General features: G+C 74.4%; 14 protein-coding genes. 2 read left to right on the forward strand and 12 right to left on the reverse strand.

Features of this window, described 5'->3' with window-relative positions:
• Positions 1 to 33 precede the first annotated feature (33 nt).
• Positions 34 to 966 carry an XdhC family protein gene (locus tag AB3M81_RS14220; protein WP_412904569.1) on the forward strand — a complete coding sequence of 311 codons (933 nt, stop codon included), beginning with the start codon at positions 34 to 36 and terminating at the stop codon, positions 964 to 966.
• On the opposite strand, the gene AB3M81_RS14225 is transcribed toward AB3M81_RS14220, so the two are convergent.
• From AB3M81_RS14225 to AB3M81_RS14275, 11 genes are read right to left on the reverse strand one after another with little or no spacing between them, the layout of a single operon-like run.
• The gene (locus AB3M81_RS14225) at positions 935 to 3661 is read right to left on the reverse strand and encodes a molybdopterin-dependent oxidoreductase (RefSeq protein WP_412904570.1); all 2727 of its coding nucleotides are present in this window, start codon (positions 3659 to 3661) and stop codon (positions 935 to 937) included. The two genes, AB3M81_RS14220 and AB3M81_RS14225, sit on opposite strands and share 32 nt — an antisense overlap.
• Entirely contained in the window at positions 3658 to 4443 is a 786-nt protein-coding gene (locus AB3M81_RS14230; RefSeq protein ID WP_412904571.1) for an FAD binding domain-containing protein, read from the reverse strand. Before AB3M81_RS14230 ends, AB3M81_RS14225 begins: the two co-directional genes overlap by 4 nt.
• 1 nt (position 4444) lies before the next feature.
• On the reverse strand, positions 4445 to 5284 hold the full coding sequence (locus AB3M81_RS14235) for a MurR/RpiR family transcriptional regulator (protein WP_412904572.1): 840 nt from the start codon (positions 5282 to 5284) through the stop codon (positions 4445 to 4447).
• Entirely contained in the window at positions 5281 to 6516 is a 1236-nt protein-coding gene (locus AB3M81_RS14240; protein ID WP_412904573.1) for an allantoate amidohydrolase, read from the reverse strand. Before AB3M81_RS14240 ends, AB3M81_RS14235 begins: the two co-directional genes overlap by 4 nt.
• Positions 6513 to 7727, reverse strand: a complete 1215-nt coding sequence (locus AB3M81_RS14245) for a pyridoxal-phosphate-dependent aminotransferase family protein (protein WP_412904574.1) — start codon at positions 7725 to 7727, stop codon at positions 6513 to 6515. Before AB3M81_RS14245 ends, AB3M81_RS14240 begins: the two co-directional genes overlap by 4 nt.
• On the reverse strand, positions 7724 to 9070 hold the full coding sequence (allB, locus tag AB3M81_RS14250; protein WP_412904575.1) for an allantoinase AllB: 1347 nt from the start codon (positions 9068 to 9070) through the stop codon (positions 7724 to 7726). Before allB ends, AB3M81_RS14245 begins: the two co-directional genes overlap by 4 nt.
• A gap of 2 nt (positions 9071 to 9072) precedes the next feature.
• The gene (gene pucL / locus AB3M81_RS14255) at positions 9073 to 9978 is read right to left on the reverse strand and encodes a factor-independent urate hydroxylase (RefSeq protein ID WP_412904576.1); all 906 of its coding nucleotides are present in this window, start codon (positions 9976 to 9978) and stop codon (positions 9073 to 9075) included.
• Between the two features lies 1 nt (position 9979).
• Positions 9980 to 10285 carry a hydroxyisourate hydrolase gene (locus AB3M81_RS14260; RefSeq protein WP_412904577.1) on the reverse strand — a complete coding sequence of 102 codons (306 nt, stop codon included), beginning with the start codon at positions 10283 to 10285 and terminating at the stop codon, positions 9980 to 9982.
• Positions 10282 to 10773 (reverse strand): 2-oxo-4-hydroxy-4-carboxy-5-ureidoimidazoline decarboxylase, encoded by a 492-nt coding sequence (gene uraD / locus AB3M81_RS14265; RefSeq protein WP_412904578.1) that lies wholly within the window; start codon positions 10771 to 10773, stop codon positions 10282 to 10284. The genes AB3M81_RS14260 and uraD overlap by 4 nt, the downstream gene beginning before the upstream one ends.
• Before the next feature lie 48 nt (positions 10774 to 10821).
• Positions 10822 to 12336, reverse strand: a complete 1515-nt coding sequence (locus AB3M81_RS14270; protein ID WP_412904579.1) for an AtzH-like domain-containing protein — start codon at positions 12334 to 12336, stop codon at positions 10822 to 10824.
• Positions 12333 to 13385 (reverse strand): acetamidase/formamidase family protein, encoded by a 1053-nt coding sequence (locus tag AB3M81_RS14275; RefSeq protein ID WP_412904580.1) that lies wholly within the window; start codon positions 13383 to 13385, stop codon positions 12333 to 12335. The genes AB3M81_RS14270 and AB3M81_RS14275 overlap by 4 nt, the downstream gene beginning before the upstream one ends.
• Before the next feature lie 82 nt (positions 13386 to 13467).
• Between AB3M81_RS14275 and AB3M81_RS14280 the strand changes: the two genes are divergently transcribed.
• Positions 13468 to 14148: a DUF1275 family protein gene (locus AB3M81_RS14280; RefSeq protein ID WP_412904581.1), complete on the forward strand. Its 681-nt coding sequence runs from the start codon at positions 13468 to 13470 to the stop codon at positions 14146 to 14148.
• Positions 14149 to 14151: 3 nt separating this feature from the next.
• On the opposite strand, the gene AB3M81_RS14285 is transcribed toward AB3M81_RS14280, so the two are convergent.
• A complete protein-coding gene (locus AB3M81_RS14285) occupies positions 14152 to 15303 on the reverse strand; it encodes a DUF6544 family protein (RefSeq protein WP_412904582.1) in 1152 nt (383 codons plus the stop codon).
• Between the last annotated feature and the right edge of the window lie 22 nt (positions 15304 to 15325).

Genomic DNA, 15325 nt, shown 5'->3' on the forward strand with positions numbered 1-15325 from the left:
TCCCATGAAACACACGTCTCGTAGCGTCGCGGCATGCTCGAGATCGCGGCGACCCTGCGCGCGTGGACGGCCGAGGGCCGCCGCGTCGCCGTGGCGACCCTGATCGGCGTGCACGGCAGCGCGCCGCGCACCGTCGGCGCCGCGCTCGCGGTCGACGACACGGGCCGGGTGGCCGGCAGCATCTCGGGCGGCTGTGTCGAGAGCGCGCTCGTCGCCGAGTGCGAGGAGGTGCTCGCAGGCGGGCCGGCGCGACGGCGGCGCTACGGTGTGGGTGACTGGCTCGAGCCGGGACTCATGTGCGGCGGCGAGATCGAGGTGCTGGTGAGCGACCTCGCGGGCCTCGACGCGCCTGCGTGGCACCAGGTCGAGCGCGCGGCCGCCGGCCTCGACGCGTCCCTCGACCTCGATGCCGAGGGACGCGCCTGTGCCGCGGATCCGGTCGTGTCGCTCGTGCACCGCAGGCCGCGCGATCTCGTCGTGGTGGGCGCCGTCGAGTTCGCGGTCGCGCTGTGTGCCCTCGGTGCCCGCGCCGGGTTCGCCGTCACCGTCGTCGACCACCGCGCGACGTTCGCCACCAAGGACCGGTTCCCGGACGCGACGGCCGTCGTCGTCGGCGCCTCGGGGCCGTGGCTCGCCGCGCGTCGGTGGCGGCCCGAGGACGCCGTGTGCGTCCTGGGCCACGACCTCGAGCGCGACACCCCGGCGGTCGTGGCCGCGCTGCGCGGCGGTGCGGGATTCGTCGGCGCGATGGGCTCACGGGCGACGCACGAGCGACGCCTCGCGGCGCTGCGGGACGCGGGCGTCACGGCCGGGGAGGTCGCGCGGCTGCGCTCCCCCATCGGCCTCGACCTGGGCGGCTCGACGCCCGAGCACACCGCGATCGCGATCCTCGCCGAGGTGCTGGCGGTCCAGCACGACGCCTCCGCTCGCCCGCTCAGCGCGACGTCGGGACCGCTGCACCGCTGATGCGCTGCGCGAGCCGCCACACGCGGTCGCGCGTCATCGGCAGCTGTGTCGGGCGGACGCCCAGCGCGTCCGTGATCGCGTTCGCGAGGGCGGGTGCCACGGGGTTGTACGGCGCCTCGCTCATCGACTTCGCGCCTCGGGGCCCGAGCTCGTCCACCGTGTCCGCGAGCAGCACCTCGGTCTCGGGCACGTCGGCCATCTGCGGGACGCGGTAGCCGCGGAAGGTGCGCGTGACGACCTCGCCCTCCTCGATCACGATCTCCTCCTGCAGGGCCGTCCCGATCGCCTGCGCGACGCCGCCCTCGACCTGGCCGCGCAGCTGCTCGGGATTGATGACGACGCCCGCGTCGACGGCCTGGACCGACTGCAGGATCCTGACCTCCCCCGTCGCCGGACTCACCGCGACCCGGAATCCGTGGACGTTGAAGGCGACCGAGCGGGGCGTACCGTCGTGGCTGCCGTCGGCCACGAGACCGTCAGGCACGACATCGGCGAACGGCGTGAGGCGCCCGTCCGGCAGGCGCACGCCGTCGCGCTCGACCGCGCAGTCGGCCGTCGCGACGCCGGCCGCACGCGCCGCGAGGGTCGCCAGCTCGGCACGCAGGCGCACCGCGGCGACGTGCACGGCCTTGCCCGCGACGACCGAGCCGGCCGAGCCGAACGCGCCCGTGTCGTACCGGGCGACCGCAGTGTCGCTCTGCCGCACGCGGACCCGGTCCGGGGTCGTCCCGAGCTCGGTCGCGACGAGCTGCACGTGCACCGTGGTCGTGCCGTTGCCGAACTCGGCCGTGCCCACCGAGACCGTGTAGACGCCGCCGGGACCGATCTCGACCGTGACGTCGGCGAAATGCCCTCGCGGCGGGATCGTCGCGATCATCGCCATCGCGGTGCCGGTGCCCGTCGGCCAGCCGTCGGGAGCGGGCAGGCCGCGACCCGACGCGAGTGCCTCGTCCACCAGGTCGAGGCACTGGTCGAGCCCGTAGGAGCCGCCGAACCCGAGGTCGCCCGGCTCGTCCGCCGTCACGATGAACGGGTCGCCCGGCGCGACGGCGTTGCGCCGCCGCAGCTCGATCGGGTCGAGGCCCAGCTCGCGCGCGAGGTCGTCCATCGCCGACTCGAGCGCGAACATGACCTGGCCCAGTCCGTAGCCGCGGAACGCGCCCGAGGGCAGGTTGTTCGTGTAGACCGCCTCGGCGTCGACGCGCTTGTTCGGGCACCGGTACTGCGCGACGGACTCGTGGCAGCCGTGGAACATGACGCCGACCGCGTGGTTGCCGTAGGCGCCCGTGTCGCTCAGCACGCCGACGCGCATCGCCACGAGCCGCCCCTCGGCGTCCGCGCCCAGCGTGATGTCGACCGTCATCGGGTGGCGGCAGGGCACGATCGTGAACTGGTCCTCGCGCGTGAGCTCGTACTGCACGGGACGTCCTGTCCGCAGCACCGCCAGCGCGATCACGTCCTCGACCAGCAGCTCCTGCTTGCCGCCGAAGCCGCCGCCGACGCGGGCCGCCACGACGCGCACCCGCTCGGCCGGGAGGTCGAGCAGGCGCGCGAGCTCGTCGCGCACGAGGAACGGGACCTGCGTGCTGCTGCGCACGACGACCGTGCCGTCGTCGTCCAGCCAGCCGATGCCGCCGTGGGTCTCGAGCTGCGCGTGGGAGACGCGAGCCGTCCCCCACGTGCCGGTCGTCGTGGCGTGCGCGGACGCGAGCGCCGCGTCGACGTCCCCGTACTCGTCGTGCAGCTGCGCCACGACGTTGCGCGACGGCTCGGCGATGCGCGAGGCGATCGCGTCCTTGTCGCCGTGCACCAAGGGGGCGCCCGGCTGCCGGGCCTCGTCGGGGTCGAAGACGGCGGGCAGCGGCTCGTACTCGACGTGGACGAGGTGGCACGCGGCCTGCGCGACCGCGACGCTCTCGGCGACGACGACGGCGACGCGCTGGCCCCGGAACCGCAGGACGGGATCGAGGATGCGCGTGTCGTCGGGGTCGTCGAGGCGGTTCTCGTGCCGCGCGGTCGAGAACAGCATGTCGGGGACGTCCCGGTGCGTCAGCACGAGCTGCACGCCGGGCAGCGCCTCCGCAGCAGCGGTGTCGATCCGGGTGATGCGCGCGTGGGCGTGCGGACTGCCGAGCACGGCGACGTGCAGCAGGCCCGCGGGGGCCGGCAGGTCGAGGGTGTACGGCTCCTGCCCGCTCACGACGCGCGTGGCCGCCGGTGACCGGACCGAGGCCCCGAACGCCGCGCCGGCCTCGGGCGACTCGACATTCGTCCGTCCGGCGAGCGCGTCGCGGATCGAGCGGTAGCCCGTGCAGCGGCACAGGTTGCCCTTCATCGCACGGCACAGGGACTCGCCCTCGAGACCGTCCTCGAGCGTCGACGCGGTGACGACCATGCCCGCCGTGCAGAAGCCGCACTGGAAGCCGGCAGCGTCGACGAAGCGCTGCTGCACCGCGTGCAGGTCCTCGGGGGTGCCGAGCCCCGCCGCCGTCGTGACCTCGTGGCCGACGGCGCGGCGCGCGGGCGTGACGCACGAGTGCACGGCCCGACCGTCGAGCAGCACGGAGCACGCGCCGCAGTCGCCGGCGTCGCAGCCCTTCTTCACGTCGAGGCTGCCGTGCTCGCGCAGGAACGTGCGCAGGCACTGTCCCGGGCGCGGCTCGGCGGCGACCGGCTCGCCGTTGACGATCGTCATGACAGCTCCTCCACGATCTCGGTCACGCAGCGGGCGACCTGCGCCGCGCGCCAGTCGGGGGCGCCGTGCGGGTCGTCGTACCAGTCGGCGATGGCCGCGACGGCGGCCGACGGATCGGCCGGATCGGCGGGATCGACCCGCAGGACGCGCGGGGCCCGCGTCGCCCCGGTCACGGTGACGACGAGGCCGACCTCGTCGCGTCGGCCGACCACGACGCCACCCGAGCGCCCCATGTCCGTCAGGGCGAAGCGGCGGAACGCCGCGGGGCGCCGCAGCACGGCGATGTCGAGCTCGAGCGCGCGCAGCACCTCGCCCGGCGCGAGCGACGTCTCGCGCACGTCGCGCACGAGGTCGGCGACGGGCTCGCGCCGCTCGCCGTGCGGTCCGCGGACGACGGCCGTCGCGCCCAGCCCGGCCATGAGCGAGGTCATCGCGCCGGCGGGCAGCGCCAGGCAGACGTTGCCCCCGACCGTCGCCGCACCCCAGATCTTCGTCGACATCACGAGCGACTCTGCGCACGGTCGGGCCACCTCGAGGGCCCGCAGGCCGGACGCCTCGGCGCGCTCGACGAGCTCGGCGATCGTGCATGTCGCCGCCACCCGCAGCACCGACGCGTCCTGCTCCCACGCCGGCCAGCCGAGCGCGGTCAGGTCGACGAGTCCGCTCACGTCGGGCTGCGGCTCGGAGAACAGCCACGTGCCGCCGGCCAGCCAGGTCTCGCCCGGCGCGAGGCCGAGCCCCGGATCGGCGTCGCGCCATGCGGTGACGGTGTGCAGGTCCACGTCAGCTCCTCTCGGTCTCGCCGACGCTGCGGTACGAGGCGTCGATGGCCGCGGCGCGCGCTGAGGCGTCGCCGCCGAGCCGCTCCAGCACCCGTGCGGCGACGGCGGCGACGACGCTCATCGCGGCGGCATAGCTGTCGAACGCCGTCTGGGTCGCGGCGCCGCACTCGAGCCACACGTCGGTGCCGCGCGCGAGCCGGCGGCCCGACGGGTCGGTCATCAGCACGACGGGCGTGCCCTGCTCGCGCAGCAGCCCCAGGACGCCTGCGATCTGCGGAGGGCGACGGCGGAACGCGACGACGACGGCGACGTCGCTCGCGCCGAGTCCGACGAGGTCATCCGCCAGCGACTGCCCGGGCGCCGGCGACACCACCACGCGTCCGCGCGCCTGGCCCAGCTGTTGGCCCAGGTGCAGGGCGATCGGGTAACTCGTGCGCAGGCCGACGACGGTCACGGAGTCAGACCCCGCGAGCAGCTCGGCGGCCTCCTCGATCGCCTGCTCCCCCGACCGCAGGACGCGCTGCAGGTGCTCGACCTCGGCCTCGAGGTGCGCCTCGATGGACGGCGTGCCGTCGACCGCGACGGGCAGGCCGTCGCTGCGCAAGGCGCACAGCTGCTCGCGGACCTGCGTGAAATCGTCGTAGTCGAGGTGTCGGAAGAGCCGGCTCATCGTCGCCTTCGAGACACCCGCGATCCGCGCCAGCTCGGCCGCGCGGTAGATCGCGAGGTCGTCGAGGTGCGCGAGCAGCGCATCGGCGGCGCGCCGCTCCTTCGGCGAGAGCGACGCGTAACGGGCCGCGATCCGGGCCTCGATCGGACGGTCGTCCTGGACGGTCCTCATCGTGCCTCCCGGCGTTCGGCGACGGCCACCACGGCGCGCTCGAGGGCGTCCAGCCCGCGCTCGACGTCGATCGCCCGCACGTCCTCGGCGGGGTGGTGGCTGATCCCGTCGAAGCACCGCACGAAGAGCATCGCGATGTCCGCGACGGCGCCGATCGCCATCCCGTCGTGACCCGCCCGGCTCCACAGGCCCATCGGGTCCGTGTCGCCGGTGGCCCCGATCCCGTCGACGACCGCCTCGGTGAGCCACGACGCGCACGCGACCGCCGGCGCCCGGTGGGTCTCGACGACCTCGAGCCCGAGCCCGCGCGCCTCGCACGTCTTGCGCAGCTGCTCCTCCAGCGCATGCCACATGACGTCGCGCTCGGTGTCGGTCGCGGCGCGTAGGTCCAGCGTGAAGTCTGCGCGCCCGGCGATCACGTTGACGGCACCGGGGGCGACCTCGATCCGGCCGACCGTGGCGATGCAGTCCGACGCCCGGGCGAGCTGCTCGACCCGCGTGATGCACTCGGCCGCCCCGGCGAGCGCGTCACGACGCCGCTCGTAGGGCGTGCCGCCGGCGTGCCGCGCCTCGCCGAGCACCGTGACGACGAAGCGCCGCGCGCCCGCGATGGCCGTGACGTACCCGAGGGACGCGTCGCGCGCTTCGAGGTACGGACCCTGTTCGATGTGGGCCTCGAGGTAGCCGACCAGCTCCTCGGGCCGCCGCGCCGCCTCCCCGACGCGGTCCGGGTCGAGGCCGAAGTCCATGAACGCCTGCCGCAGGCTCACCCCGTTCGCGTCGCGCAGGTCCCACCACCGCGGGTCCCACGTCCCCGCCGCGGCGCAGCTGCCGAGCAGCGCCTTGCCGAAGCGAGCGCCCTCCTCGTCGCCGAAGCCGACGACCTCCAGTGCGAACGGCAGGTCCGCGATGCGGTCGCCCAGCCGCTGGGCGACGGCGATCGCCATCACGACGCCGAGCATCCCGTCGTACGATCCCGCGTCCGGCACGGTGTCCAGGTGCGACCCGAGCAACAGCGCCGGCAGGCCCGGCTCGCGGCCCTCACGGCGCCCGTACTGGTTGCCCGCGGCGTCCTGCCACGTCCGCAGTCCCGCCGCCTCCATCCATCCGGCGACGAGCGCGTTCGCGGCGGCGTGCTGGGTCGTCAGGTGCGTCCGCTCGAGGTGCTCGGGGTGGGCCGAGATCCGGGCGAGCTCGGCGCAGCGCGCCAGGACGTCCGCGGCCGTGGTCATGCGTAGACCTCCCGCGCCGCGCCGACGCCGCCGCCGGCCGTGACGGGCACGCCCGCCTGCCGCAGCACCTGCTCGAGCGCGGCGAGCGTCGTCAGGACGGCGTCCTTGCGCGCGTTGTGCCCCATCGTCCCGATGCGCCACACCTTCCCGTGCAGCGGGCCGAACGAGGTGCCGATCTCGATGCCGAAGTCGTCCAGCAGGGCCGCCCGGGCGCGGTCGCCGTCGACGCCGTCGGGGATGTGCACCGCGACGACATTGTTCATCTTGTGCTCGAGGTCGCCGAAGACCTCCAGCCCCAGCCCGAGGACGCCCGCGAGCATCGCCTGCCCGTGGAGGGCGTGGCGCGCGACGGCGCAGTCGATGCCCTCCTCGACGAGCAGGCGGGCGCACTCACGCGCGCCGTAGAGCATCGTCGTGGCCTCGGTGTGGTGGTTGAGCCGGCGCGGCCCCCAGTAGTCCATGATCTGCGCGAGGTCGAGGTAGTTCGACGCGATCCGCACGCCGCGCCCGACGTCGCCGGCCTCGGCGATCCCGGCCTCCACGTGACGACGGCCGTCGACGACCGCGACGGCCCGGTCGCTGAGCGTGATCGGCGCCGAGCCGGACGGCCCCCCGAGGCACTTCTGGAGGCCGGCAGTCGCGACGTCGATGCCCCACGCGTCCGTCTCGAACGGGTTGCCGCCCAGCGAGGCGGTCGCGTCGCTGTAGAGCAGGACATCGTGGCGGCGGCAGATCTCGCCGAGATCGTCCAGCGGCTGCGCCATCGTGGTGGCGGTGTCGCCGTGCACGACCGCGAGCACCTTGGGCCGCACCGCCACGACGGCCTCCTCGATCTGCTCGGGGCTGAAGACGGTCCCCCACGCGGTCTCGATCGTGTGGACCTCGGCACCGCAGCGCTCGCCGATCTCGGCCAACAGGTGGCCGAAGCGGCCGAAGACCGGCACCAGCAGCCGGTCCCCCGGCTCCAGCAGCGACACGAGCGCCGCCTCGATGCCCGCACGCGACGTGCCGTCGACCAGCAGGGTCTGGCGGTTCGCCGTCCGGAAGACCTCGCGGTAGAGCGCCATGACCTCGTTCATGTACGCCGTCATCGCGGGGTCGTACTGGCCGACCAGCTGCGCCGACATGGCACGCAGGACGCGCGGGTCGGCCGTGATCGGGCCCGGCCCCATGAGCAGGCGCGGCGGCGGATTGACGGGAGCGGCGTTCATCGGAGTCCTCCGGACGGGTGGCGGGTGAGGCGGCGGCCGCCGCGGCGGGGTGCGGCCGGGTCGACGACCCGACCGCCGGCGATCGTCGTGACGACGGCGCCGTCGAGCGCGAGGCCGTCCCAGGCCGAGAGCGGATTGCGGTGCGCGAGGGCGTCCGCCGCGACCGAGGTGGGAACCGTCGCGTCGTGCACCACGAGGTCGGCGTCGGCGCCCGGTGCGATGCGGCCCTTGCGCGCCAGACCCACGAGGTCGGCGGTACCGCGCGACATCCACTGGCTGACGCGCTCGATGCCGATCCCGCGCGCCCCGGCCTCGTGGGCGACGGCGGCGAAGCCGACCTGGAGGCCCGAGATGCCGCCCCAGGCCTGCTGCAGGTCGCCGCCGCCCCGCGCCTTCTCGGCGAGCGTCGAGGGCGAGTGGTCGCTCACGACGACGTCGATCAGGCCGTCCCGCAGCGCCTCCCACAGCGCGGTGCGGTTGCCGTCGTCACGGATCGGCGGGCAGCACTTGAACTCGGGCGACGCGTCGGGGATCGACTCGGCGCTGAAGCACAGGTAGTGCGGGCAGGTCTCGACCGTGAGCCGCAGGCCCTCGGCGCGCGCGTCGGCGATGACGTCGAGCGCGCGGGCGCTCGAGAGGTGCAGCACGTGGACGCGCGCGCCCGTCTCCCGGGCGCCCTCGATGACCTGCCGGATCGCGGCGATCTCGGCCTCGTCCGGCCGGGACAGGACGAAGTCGCGGTACGCCCGGCTGCCGCGGGCGGGCGCCGCCTCGAGCACGGCCGCATCCTCGGCGTGCACGATCAGCAGGGCGTCGAGCCGGGCGACCTCGCGCAACACGGCCGTCAGCTCGTCGTGGTCCAGCGGCGGGAACTCGTCCACGCCCGACGGCGACAGGAAGCACTTGAAGCCGAAGACGCCGGCCTCCCACAGCGGCTCGAGCTCGGCGAGGTTGCCCGGGACGGCGCCGCCCCAGAAGCCGACGTCGACCGCGAGCTGGCCGTCGGCGACCTGCTGCTTGAGCCGCAGGTGCTCGACCGTCGTGGTGGGCGGGATCGAGTTGAGCGGCATGTCGACGAGCGTCGTCACGCCGCCGAGCGCCGCCGCCGCGGTGGCGGTCGCGAAGCCCTCCCACTCGGTGCGGCCCGGCTCGTTGACGTGCACGTGCGTGTCGACGATCCCGGGCAGGACGCGTGCTGGGCCGGCGACCTCGAGCACCTCCCCGCCCACGACGGCGTCGAACGGAGCGACCTCGTCGATGCGACCGTCGCGGATCGTCACGGTGGCCGGGCGGAACGCGCCGTCGACCAGGACATGACGGGCGCGGACGGCATCGACGCGCATGGTCAGCAGAACCCCGCCACGTTGGCCCACGCGGCGGGAGCCTCGGGCTCGCCCTCGCGCTGCACGGTGGCCTCGATCAGCCCGTACGGGCGGTCGGCGGCGTAGAAGACCTCGTTCGGGTTGTCCAGGCCGAACGGCTCGAGGTCGACCAGGAAATGGTGCTTGTTCGGGCAGGAGAGCTTGACCTCGGCGACCTCGGGGAAGCGCTCGAGGACGGCGCGGCCCATGGCGAAGATCGTCTGCTGCAGCGCGAGCGAGTGCAGGCCCGCGAACGTCTCGAGCATCGTGTCGCGGATCGCCGCGTACCGCGCGTCCCAGTCGCCCAGGTCGGCCGAGGCGTATCGCCACCACACCGTGACCGAGGTCGCCAGGATGCGGTCCTTCGTCTCGGCCAGGGTCGTGTACCGGTCGCGCGGGAATCCGTGGAACTCCGAGCCCGTCGACTTCAGGACGGTGCAGTCGCGGAACCCCGCAAGCACCCACGTGTCGTCGCCGTCGCGCTGGACGAGGGTCGTGCGCAGCTCGCGCCCCTCGCGGACGAACGCGTGGTCGTGCGGCTCGCCCTCGACGGCGATGCGGTCCCACGCGTGCAGCTGCGACTCCCAGCGTCCGCCCGTGACGTGCTCGAAGTCCTCGACGAAGTGCCGCCCCAGAGTCAGCAGGAACTGCTCGGGCGAGCCGATCCCGTACTCGCGGGCGTACGCGTAGACGGTGTTCTTCTGGGTGTCCGTCGCGATGACGTTGGCGTTGTCGCCGTCGGTGTGGCACGCGGTGAAGTCGCCGCGCAGTTGCGCCGTGACGGTGAGGTCCTCGATGCGGTGCACCGGCGTGTCCCGCGTGACCCGCACGAGCCGGCACTCGGCCTTCCCGTACTGGTTCGGGCCCAGGATGATGTCGCCCTTCGCCATGTCAGCTCCCTCGGTAGGCGGTGTAGGAGTACGGACCCAGCAGCAGGGCCACGTGCAGGTGGGGTCGGCCGGGCTCGACCTCGAACGTGAGGCGCACCGCGCCGAAGAAGGCGTCGCGGTCGCGGGCGGCGAACCAGTCCGCGATGGCGTAGTCGAGCGTGTGGGGCCCGGGCGCGATCTGCCCCTCGAACCGGATGCGGCCGTCATCGTCGGTGGCCGTGACGACCGCGCCGTCCAGCAGGACGACGAGGCCCGAGGCCGGCACCCCGAGCACCTGGTCGAGCACGTGGGTGGACAGCGTGGTCATGCGATCAGCCCCTTCAGGCGCAGCAGCGTGATCTCGCGCAGCTGTCCGGCCGTCACAGCCAGCTCGGTCTCAGCGTCGTTCTCGAGCCGCTGCTCGAGCTGAGCGAGGATCTCGTCGGCGTCGCGCCCTGCGGCCCGGATCAGGAAGATCCGGCCGAACCGCCGCTCGTACCGGCGGTTGCCCGCAGCGAGGCGCACGGCGGTGTCGGCCGAGCCGTCCACGCCCGACTGCTCGCGGTCGGACAGGGCCGCGCTGCGACCGTCGCCGTCGTGCCGCTCCCCGATGCGCGGGTGGTCGGCGAGCGCCTCCGCGACCTCGGTCTCGCCCCACGTCGCGGCCTGCGCGTCGGCGCGGTCGAGCAGGGCGTCGAGGGTGCCGAACGGTCGTGCGTCCACGAGGGCGTCGACCCACGACGTGACGCGAGCGCAGTCGCGCAGCAGGGCCGACACGGTGGCGGGGTCGGCCGCGTCGAAGGTCGCGATGTCCATGCCCAGGACGCTAGGGCGGTGGTGTTACAGCGGACTGGAACCGTCGTTTCAGCGGCGTAAACGGTCGTCTCGGGCCGCGAGGGCGAGCAGGTCGAGATCGCGGCCGGGCGCCGCGACGACGCAGACGCCGGCCGGCAGTCCCTCCCCCGTCGTGGTCGGGATGCTCAGCGCGGGCAGTCCCGCGATGCCCGCGAGGCACGTGAGCAGCATCGTCGCGTCGCGCACGCGACCGACGTCGTCGCCGATCCGCGGCGCGACCGAGGACGCCGACGGCAGCAGGACGGCACGATCGCCGACGAAGTCGCGGATCACCCGGCGCGCCGCGGCCACCTGATCCCGTGCCGTGTCTGCCTCCTCGGGCGTGATCGCCGAGGCGGCCTCGAAGCGACCGCGCACGTCCGGGCCCAGCGTGTCGAGGCGCGTCGCGAGCCACGTCCCGTGGGCACGCCAGGCCTCGGACGCCTGCAGCACGCGGAACGCCTCGCGCCACGCGGGCAGGTCGGTGAGGTCCCATTCCTGCGAGCGGGCGCCCGCCTCGGCGGCGAAGCGCTCGACGGCCGTCTCGACGTCCGGCTCGGCGAGCGCGAGGAGCGACGGGACGACGACGAGGTCCTGCGGCGGGGCGACGGCGCGCGTGGGGAGCAGCACGCGGCCGACGCGCTCCAGCAGCTCGGCCTCGCGCGTCAGCCAGCCGACCGTGTCGAAGGAGGGCGCGAGCGGGAGCACCCCTCCGACGGTCACCGCGCCGTGCGTCGTGCGCAGCCCGAACAGCCCCTGGTACGCGGCGGGGACGCGGATCGATCCGCCCGTGTCCGTCCCGAGCCCGATCGTCGCGTGGCCCAGCGCCACCGCCGAGGCCGGACCCGAGGTCGATCCCCCGCTCAGCCGGCGCGGCGCGGCGCCGTTCGGCGGCGTCCCGTGGTGGGCGTTGGTGCCGGCGAGGCTGTAGGCGAACTCGTCGGTGCGCGCGATGCCCCGCACGGACGCGCCGCTGTCGAGCAGCGCGCGGACGGTCGGCGCGTGCTCGGCCTCGGCCGGCGCGGCCTCGAGCCAGGCGGGGTTGCCCGCCCCGATCGGCTGGCCCTCGACCGCGAACAGGTCCTTGACCGCGACGGTCTCGCCGTCGAGCGATCCATCACCGAGGGACCGGACGAGGGGGTCCCCCACGACGCGCCAGATCCGTGGGTCGTGCGCGGGCGCGGGCACCGAGACGTGCGCGGCGACGACCTTCCAGCCCTGCGGTCCGGACCGCCACACCTGCGTCTGCAGACCGTGGCCCCCGCGCTCGAGCCGGGTCGTCGCGACGACGAGTGCGTGGTCGGGACCGGTCGGCCGGACGTGGACCTCGAGGATGGTGCGCCGCGGCGCGCCCCCGCGGCCGCCGCGGAACCGGCTGATCTCGTCGTGCCCGACGAGCAGTCCGGCGGCGGCGCCGCGCAGGGTGTCCGGCGCGTCGGCGAACAGCCGGTCGAGCTCCGCGAGGTCGTCGGACATCAGGGCGCGCTCGTAGGCCCAGAACGCCTCGAGCAGGCCGGCGGGCGCCTCGCCGTGCACCCGCGTCACGCGAAGTCCGCCTTCCGGATACGGGCGTGGACGCCCTTCACGAGGTCGACCACCTGGCTGATGTCGAAGTCGGTCGCGGCGCTGAGGTAGGCGTACGCGTGCGCGGGGTCCATCCCGAAGCGCGCCTGGAGGAGCGAGATCGCGGCGCGGACGCAGTCCTGCACGGCCACGTCGAGGTCCTCGTCCAAGCCCGTCGGCACGAGGTACCGGCGGGTCTCCGCGAGTGGGCCGGCGAGCTCGCCGAATCGCGCGAGCGCCTCCTCCCGCGCGACGACGTCGAAGCGGACGGTGGCGCGCAGCGAGGCCTCCATCGCGGTGAGCGCGACCTCGCCGTCACCCTGCGCGAAGTGCGGATCGCCCACGTACGCAAGCGCGCCCTCGACCTGCACGGGGAGGTACAGCGTGGACCCGGCGGTGAGCAGGTTGATGTCGATGTTCCCGCCGTGGGCGCCGGGCGGGACGCTGTGCGGCCGGCGGTCGCCCGCGACCGCGACGCCCATGATCCCTAGGAACGGGCGCAGCGGGAACCGGACGGTGCGGTCGTCGTCGGGCCCGTAGGCCATGACTCCGTGGCCGTCCTCCGCACGGGCGAAGACGCTCGTGACGTCCCCTTCGGCGGGGTACTCCCCCGGCAGCGCGCCACGGCCGTGGCGGTTGGAGACGACGCCGTACGGCACCCGCGGGGTCGTCTCGACGACGGTCATCGCCAGCAGGTCGCCGACCCGGGCGCCGCGCACCGCGATCGGCCGGCTCACGACGTGCGGACCGTCCACCCCGAACGTCCGCGCCGTGTCCGAGGCGGCCAGCGCGATCACGTCGTCGAGGACCTCGACGCCGTACGGCTCGAAGAACGCCTTCGGGTCGCGGCCCTGGTCCTCGAGGATGCCCTCGTGGCTCAGCGTGTCGATGACGACCTCGGTCCCGGGGTCGACCGTGAGCACCGGCTCGTCCGCCCCGCACGGCAGTCGCCCCCACAGGACGTCATCGGCGGAGGAGGGCAGGTAGACCGCGCCGTCGGGCACGTCCACCCCGCGCTGCAGCGGAGTCATCCGCCGAGCGTAGGGGCGTCGTGTAACGCGGCGGTGACGCGTCGATGACACCCCCGTCGCGCGCCTCGGGCACGATCGGCCCATGCTCCGACGCCTGTCCCCGGACCGACTGCACCTGCTCCTGATGCTCGCCCTGACCTTCTCGACGGGGGTCGTCGACGCGATCGGCTACCTCGGTCTGGACCGCGTATTCACGGGCAACATGACGGGCAACGTCGTGATCCTGGGCATGGCGATCGTGGGCGCCGAGGACCTGCCGGTGCTCGGCCCCGTGCTCGCGCTGCTGGGCTTCATGGGCGGCGCCGCGCTCGGCGGGCGCGTGCTGAGGTCCGCCTCGCCGGGCTGGTCGCGACGCACGACCCTGCTGCTCGGACTCGTCGGCGTGGTGATCCTCGCCCTGGCCGTGGTCGTCCTCGCCGACCTGTCCCGGCCGGTCGCCCTGACGATCACGACCCTGCTGGGCGCGGCGATGGGGTTGCAGGCGGCGACGGCCCGGTTCATCGCGGTGAAGGACGTGACGACGGTCGTGGTCACCTCGACGATGACCGGCCTCGCGGCCGACTCGGTGCTGGGCGCGGGCAAGCGCGGGCACAGCGCGCGCCGTGTGGCGGCCGTCGTGCTGATCCTCGCGGGCGCCGCGGTGGGCGCGGCTCTGCTGCGCTGGCACCTCAGCGCCGGTCTCGTGCTGTCGGGCGCGATCACCGTCGTCGTCGCCACGGTCGGCGCCGTCGCGACGCGCGCGGCTCGGGCGCCCGCGCCCTGACCGTCACACCCTCGTGCGCTCCGCGTCGCGCACGTGCCGCCGCTGGACCTCCGGATTGGTCTCGATCCGGTCGAAGTCCAGCTCGACGTACGTGAGCCATCCGTCCGGCGTGCGCCAGCGCGCCGTGCCCCTCAGCACGTGGACGCCGGACCGCTCGCGGCGTCGCGGATCGGGCGTCGACCAGTCCTGCGCGTCGAAGCTCCGACCGTCGGCCGAGGCCCGCATCCGGTCCCGCGAGACGAAGTCGACCAGCCGCCCGCTGTCGTCGAAGACCAGTTCCGCCGACACCGTGTGCCGGCCGTTCGTGAAGGCGGCGCGCACGCGGCGGTCGTCCAGCTCGGTCCACTCGACGGGCGCGTCCACGAGCGCCCCCGGCGCGAGCAGCACGAGGTCGTTGAACACCGTCACCGTCTCGCCCCGGTCCAGCTCGGGCCCCGCCGCGTCGAGGACCGTCACGGTCGAGCACACCTTGCCGCGCATCGTGGCGGTGCCGAGCGCGTAGCAGTGCAGGACCGTGACGGGCAGCCCCGCGCGCGTCGCGTCCATGAGGAAGTAGCGGCGCGGATCCGGGCCGAACGTCGTGACCTGACGGCCGGTGAACGGCATCCATTGCTGGTCGCGGTCCGCCCGGATCCGGCCGTGGAACTCGGCCCGGATGCTGTGCGGCCGGGGCTGCCCCACGGCACCGCACTGGCGGACGTACGCCGCGACCGGCGCGGGCAGGCGTGCCAGGTCGTCCTCCGTGACGACGCCCGTGCCGCTCGGCGCGGCGGACAGCGCCTCGTCGGCGCGCGCGGTCCACTGACCGCGCAGGCTGCGCCGCCCCAGCGACAACAGCGCGTAGATCGCGACCACGAGCAGCACGACGTTGGCGAGCGTGCCGGTCCCGGCCTCGCCCCACGCCGTGAGGATCGCGGCCTGCGACACCAGCGCTGCGACGATCCCGACGAGCCACCACGGGCCGGCGTCGGCGGCGGCGAGCGCTGCCGTCAGCAGAAGCTGCAGGCCGGCGGTGAGCCACAGGCCGCCCAGCCGATCCGACTGGCTCAGCGTCGGATCGTCGATCCAGCCGAAGTACTCGGAGGCGAAGACGAGGTGGACGAGGCCGTGTCCCAGCGCCACCACCGCCACGACCCAACGCAGGAGACCCGTCACGTCAAACCACCCCCCTTGTCCC

This window comes from Aeromicrobium jepli, from assembly GCF_047246605.1.
GTDB lineage: Bacteria > Actinomycetota > Actinomycetes > Propionibacteriales > Nocardioidaceae > Aeromicrobium.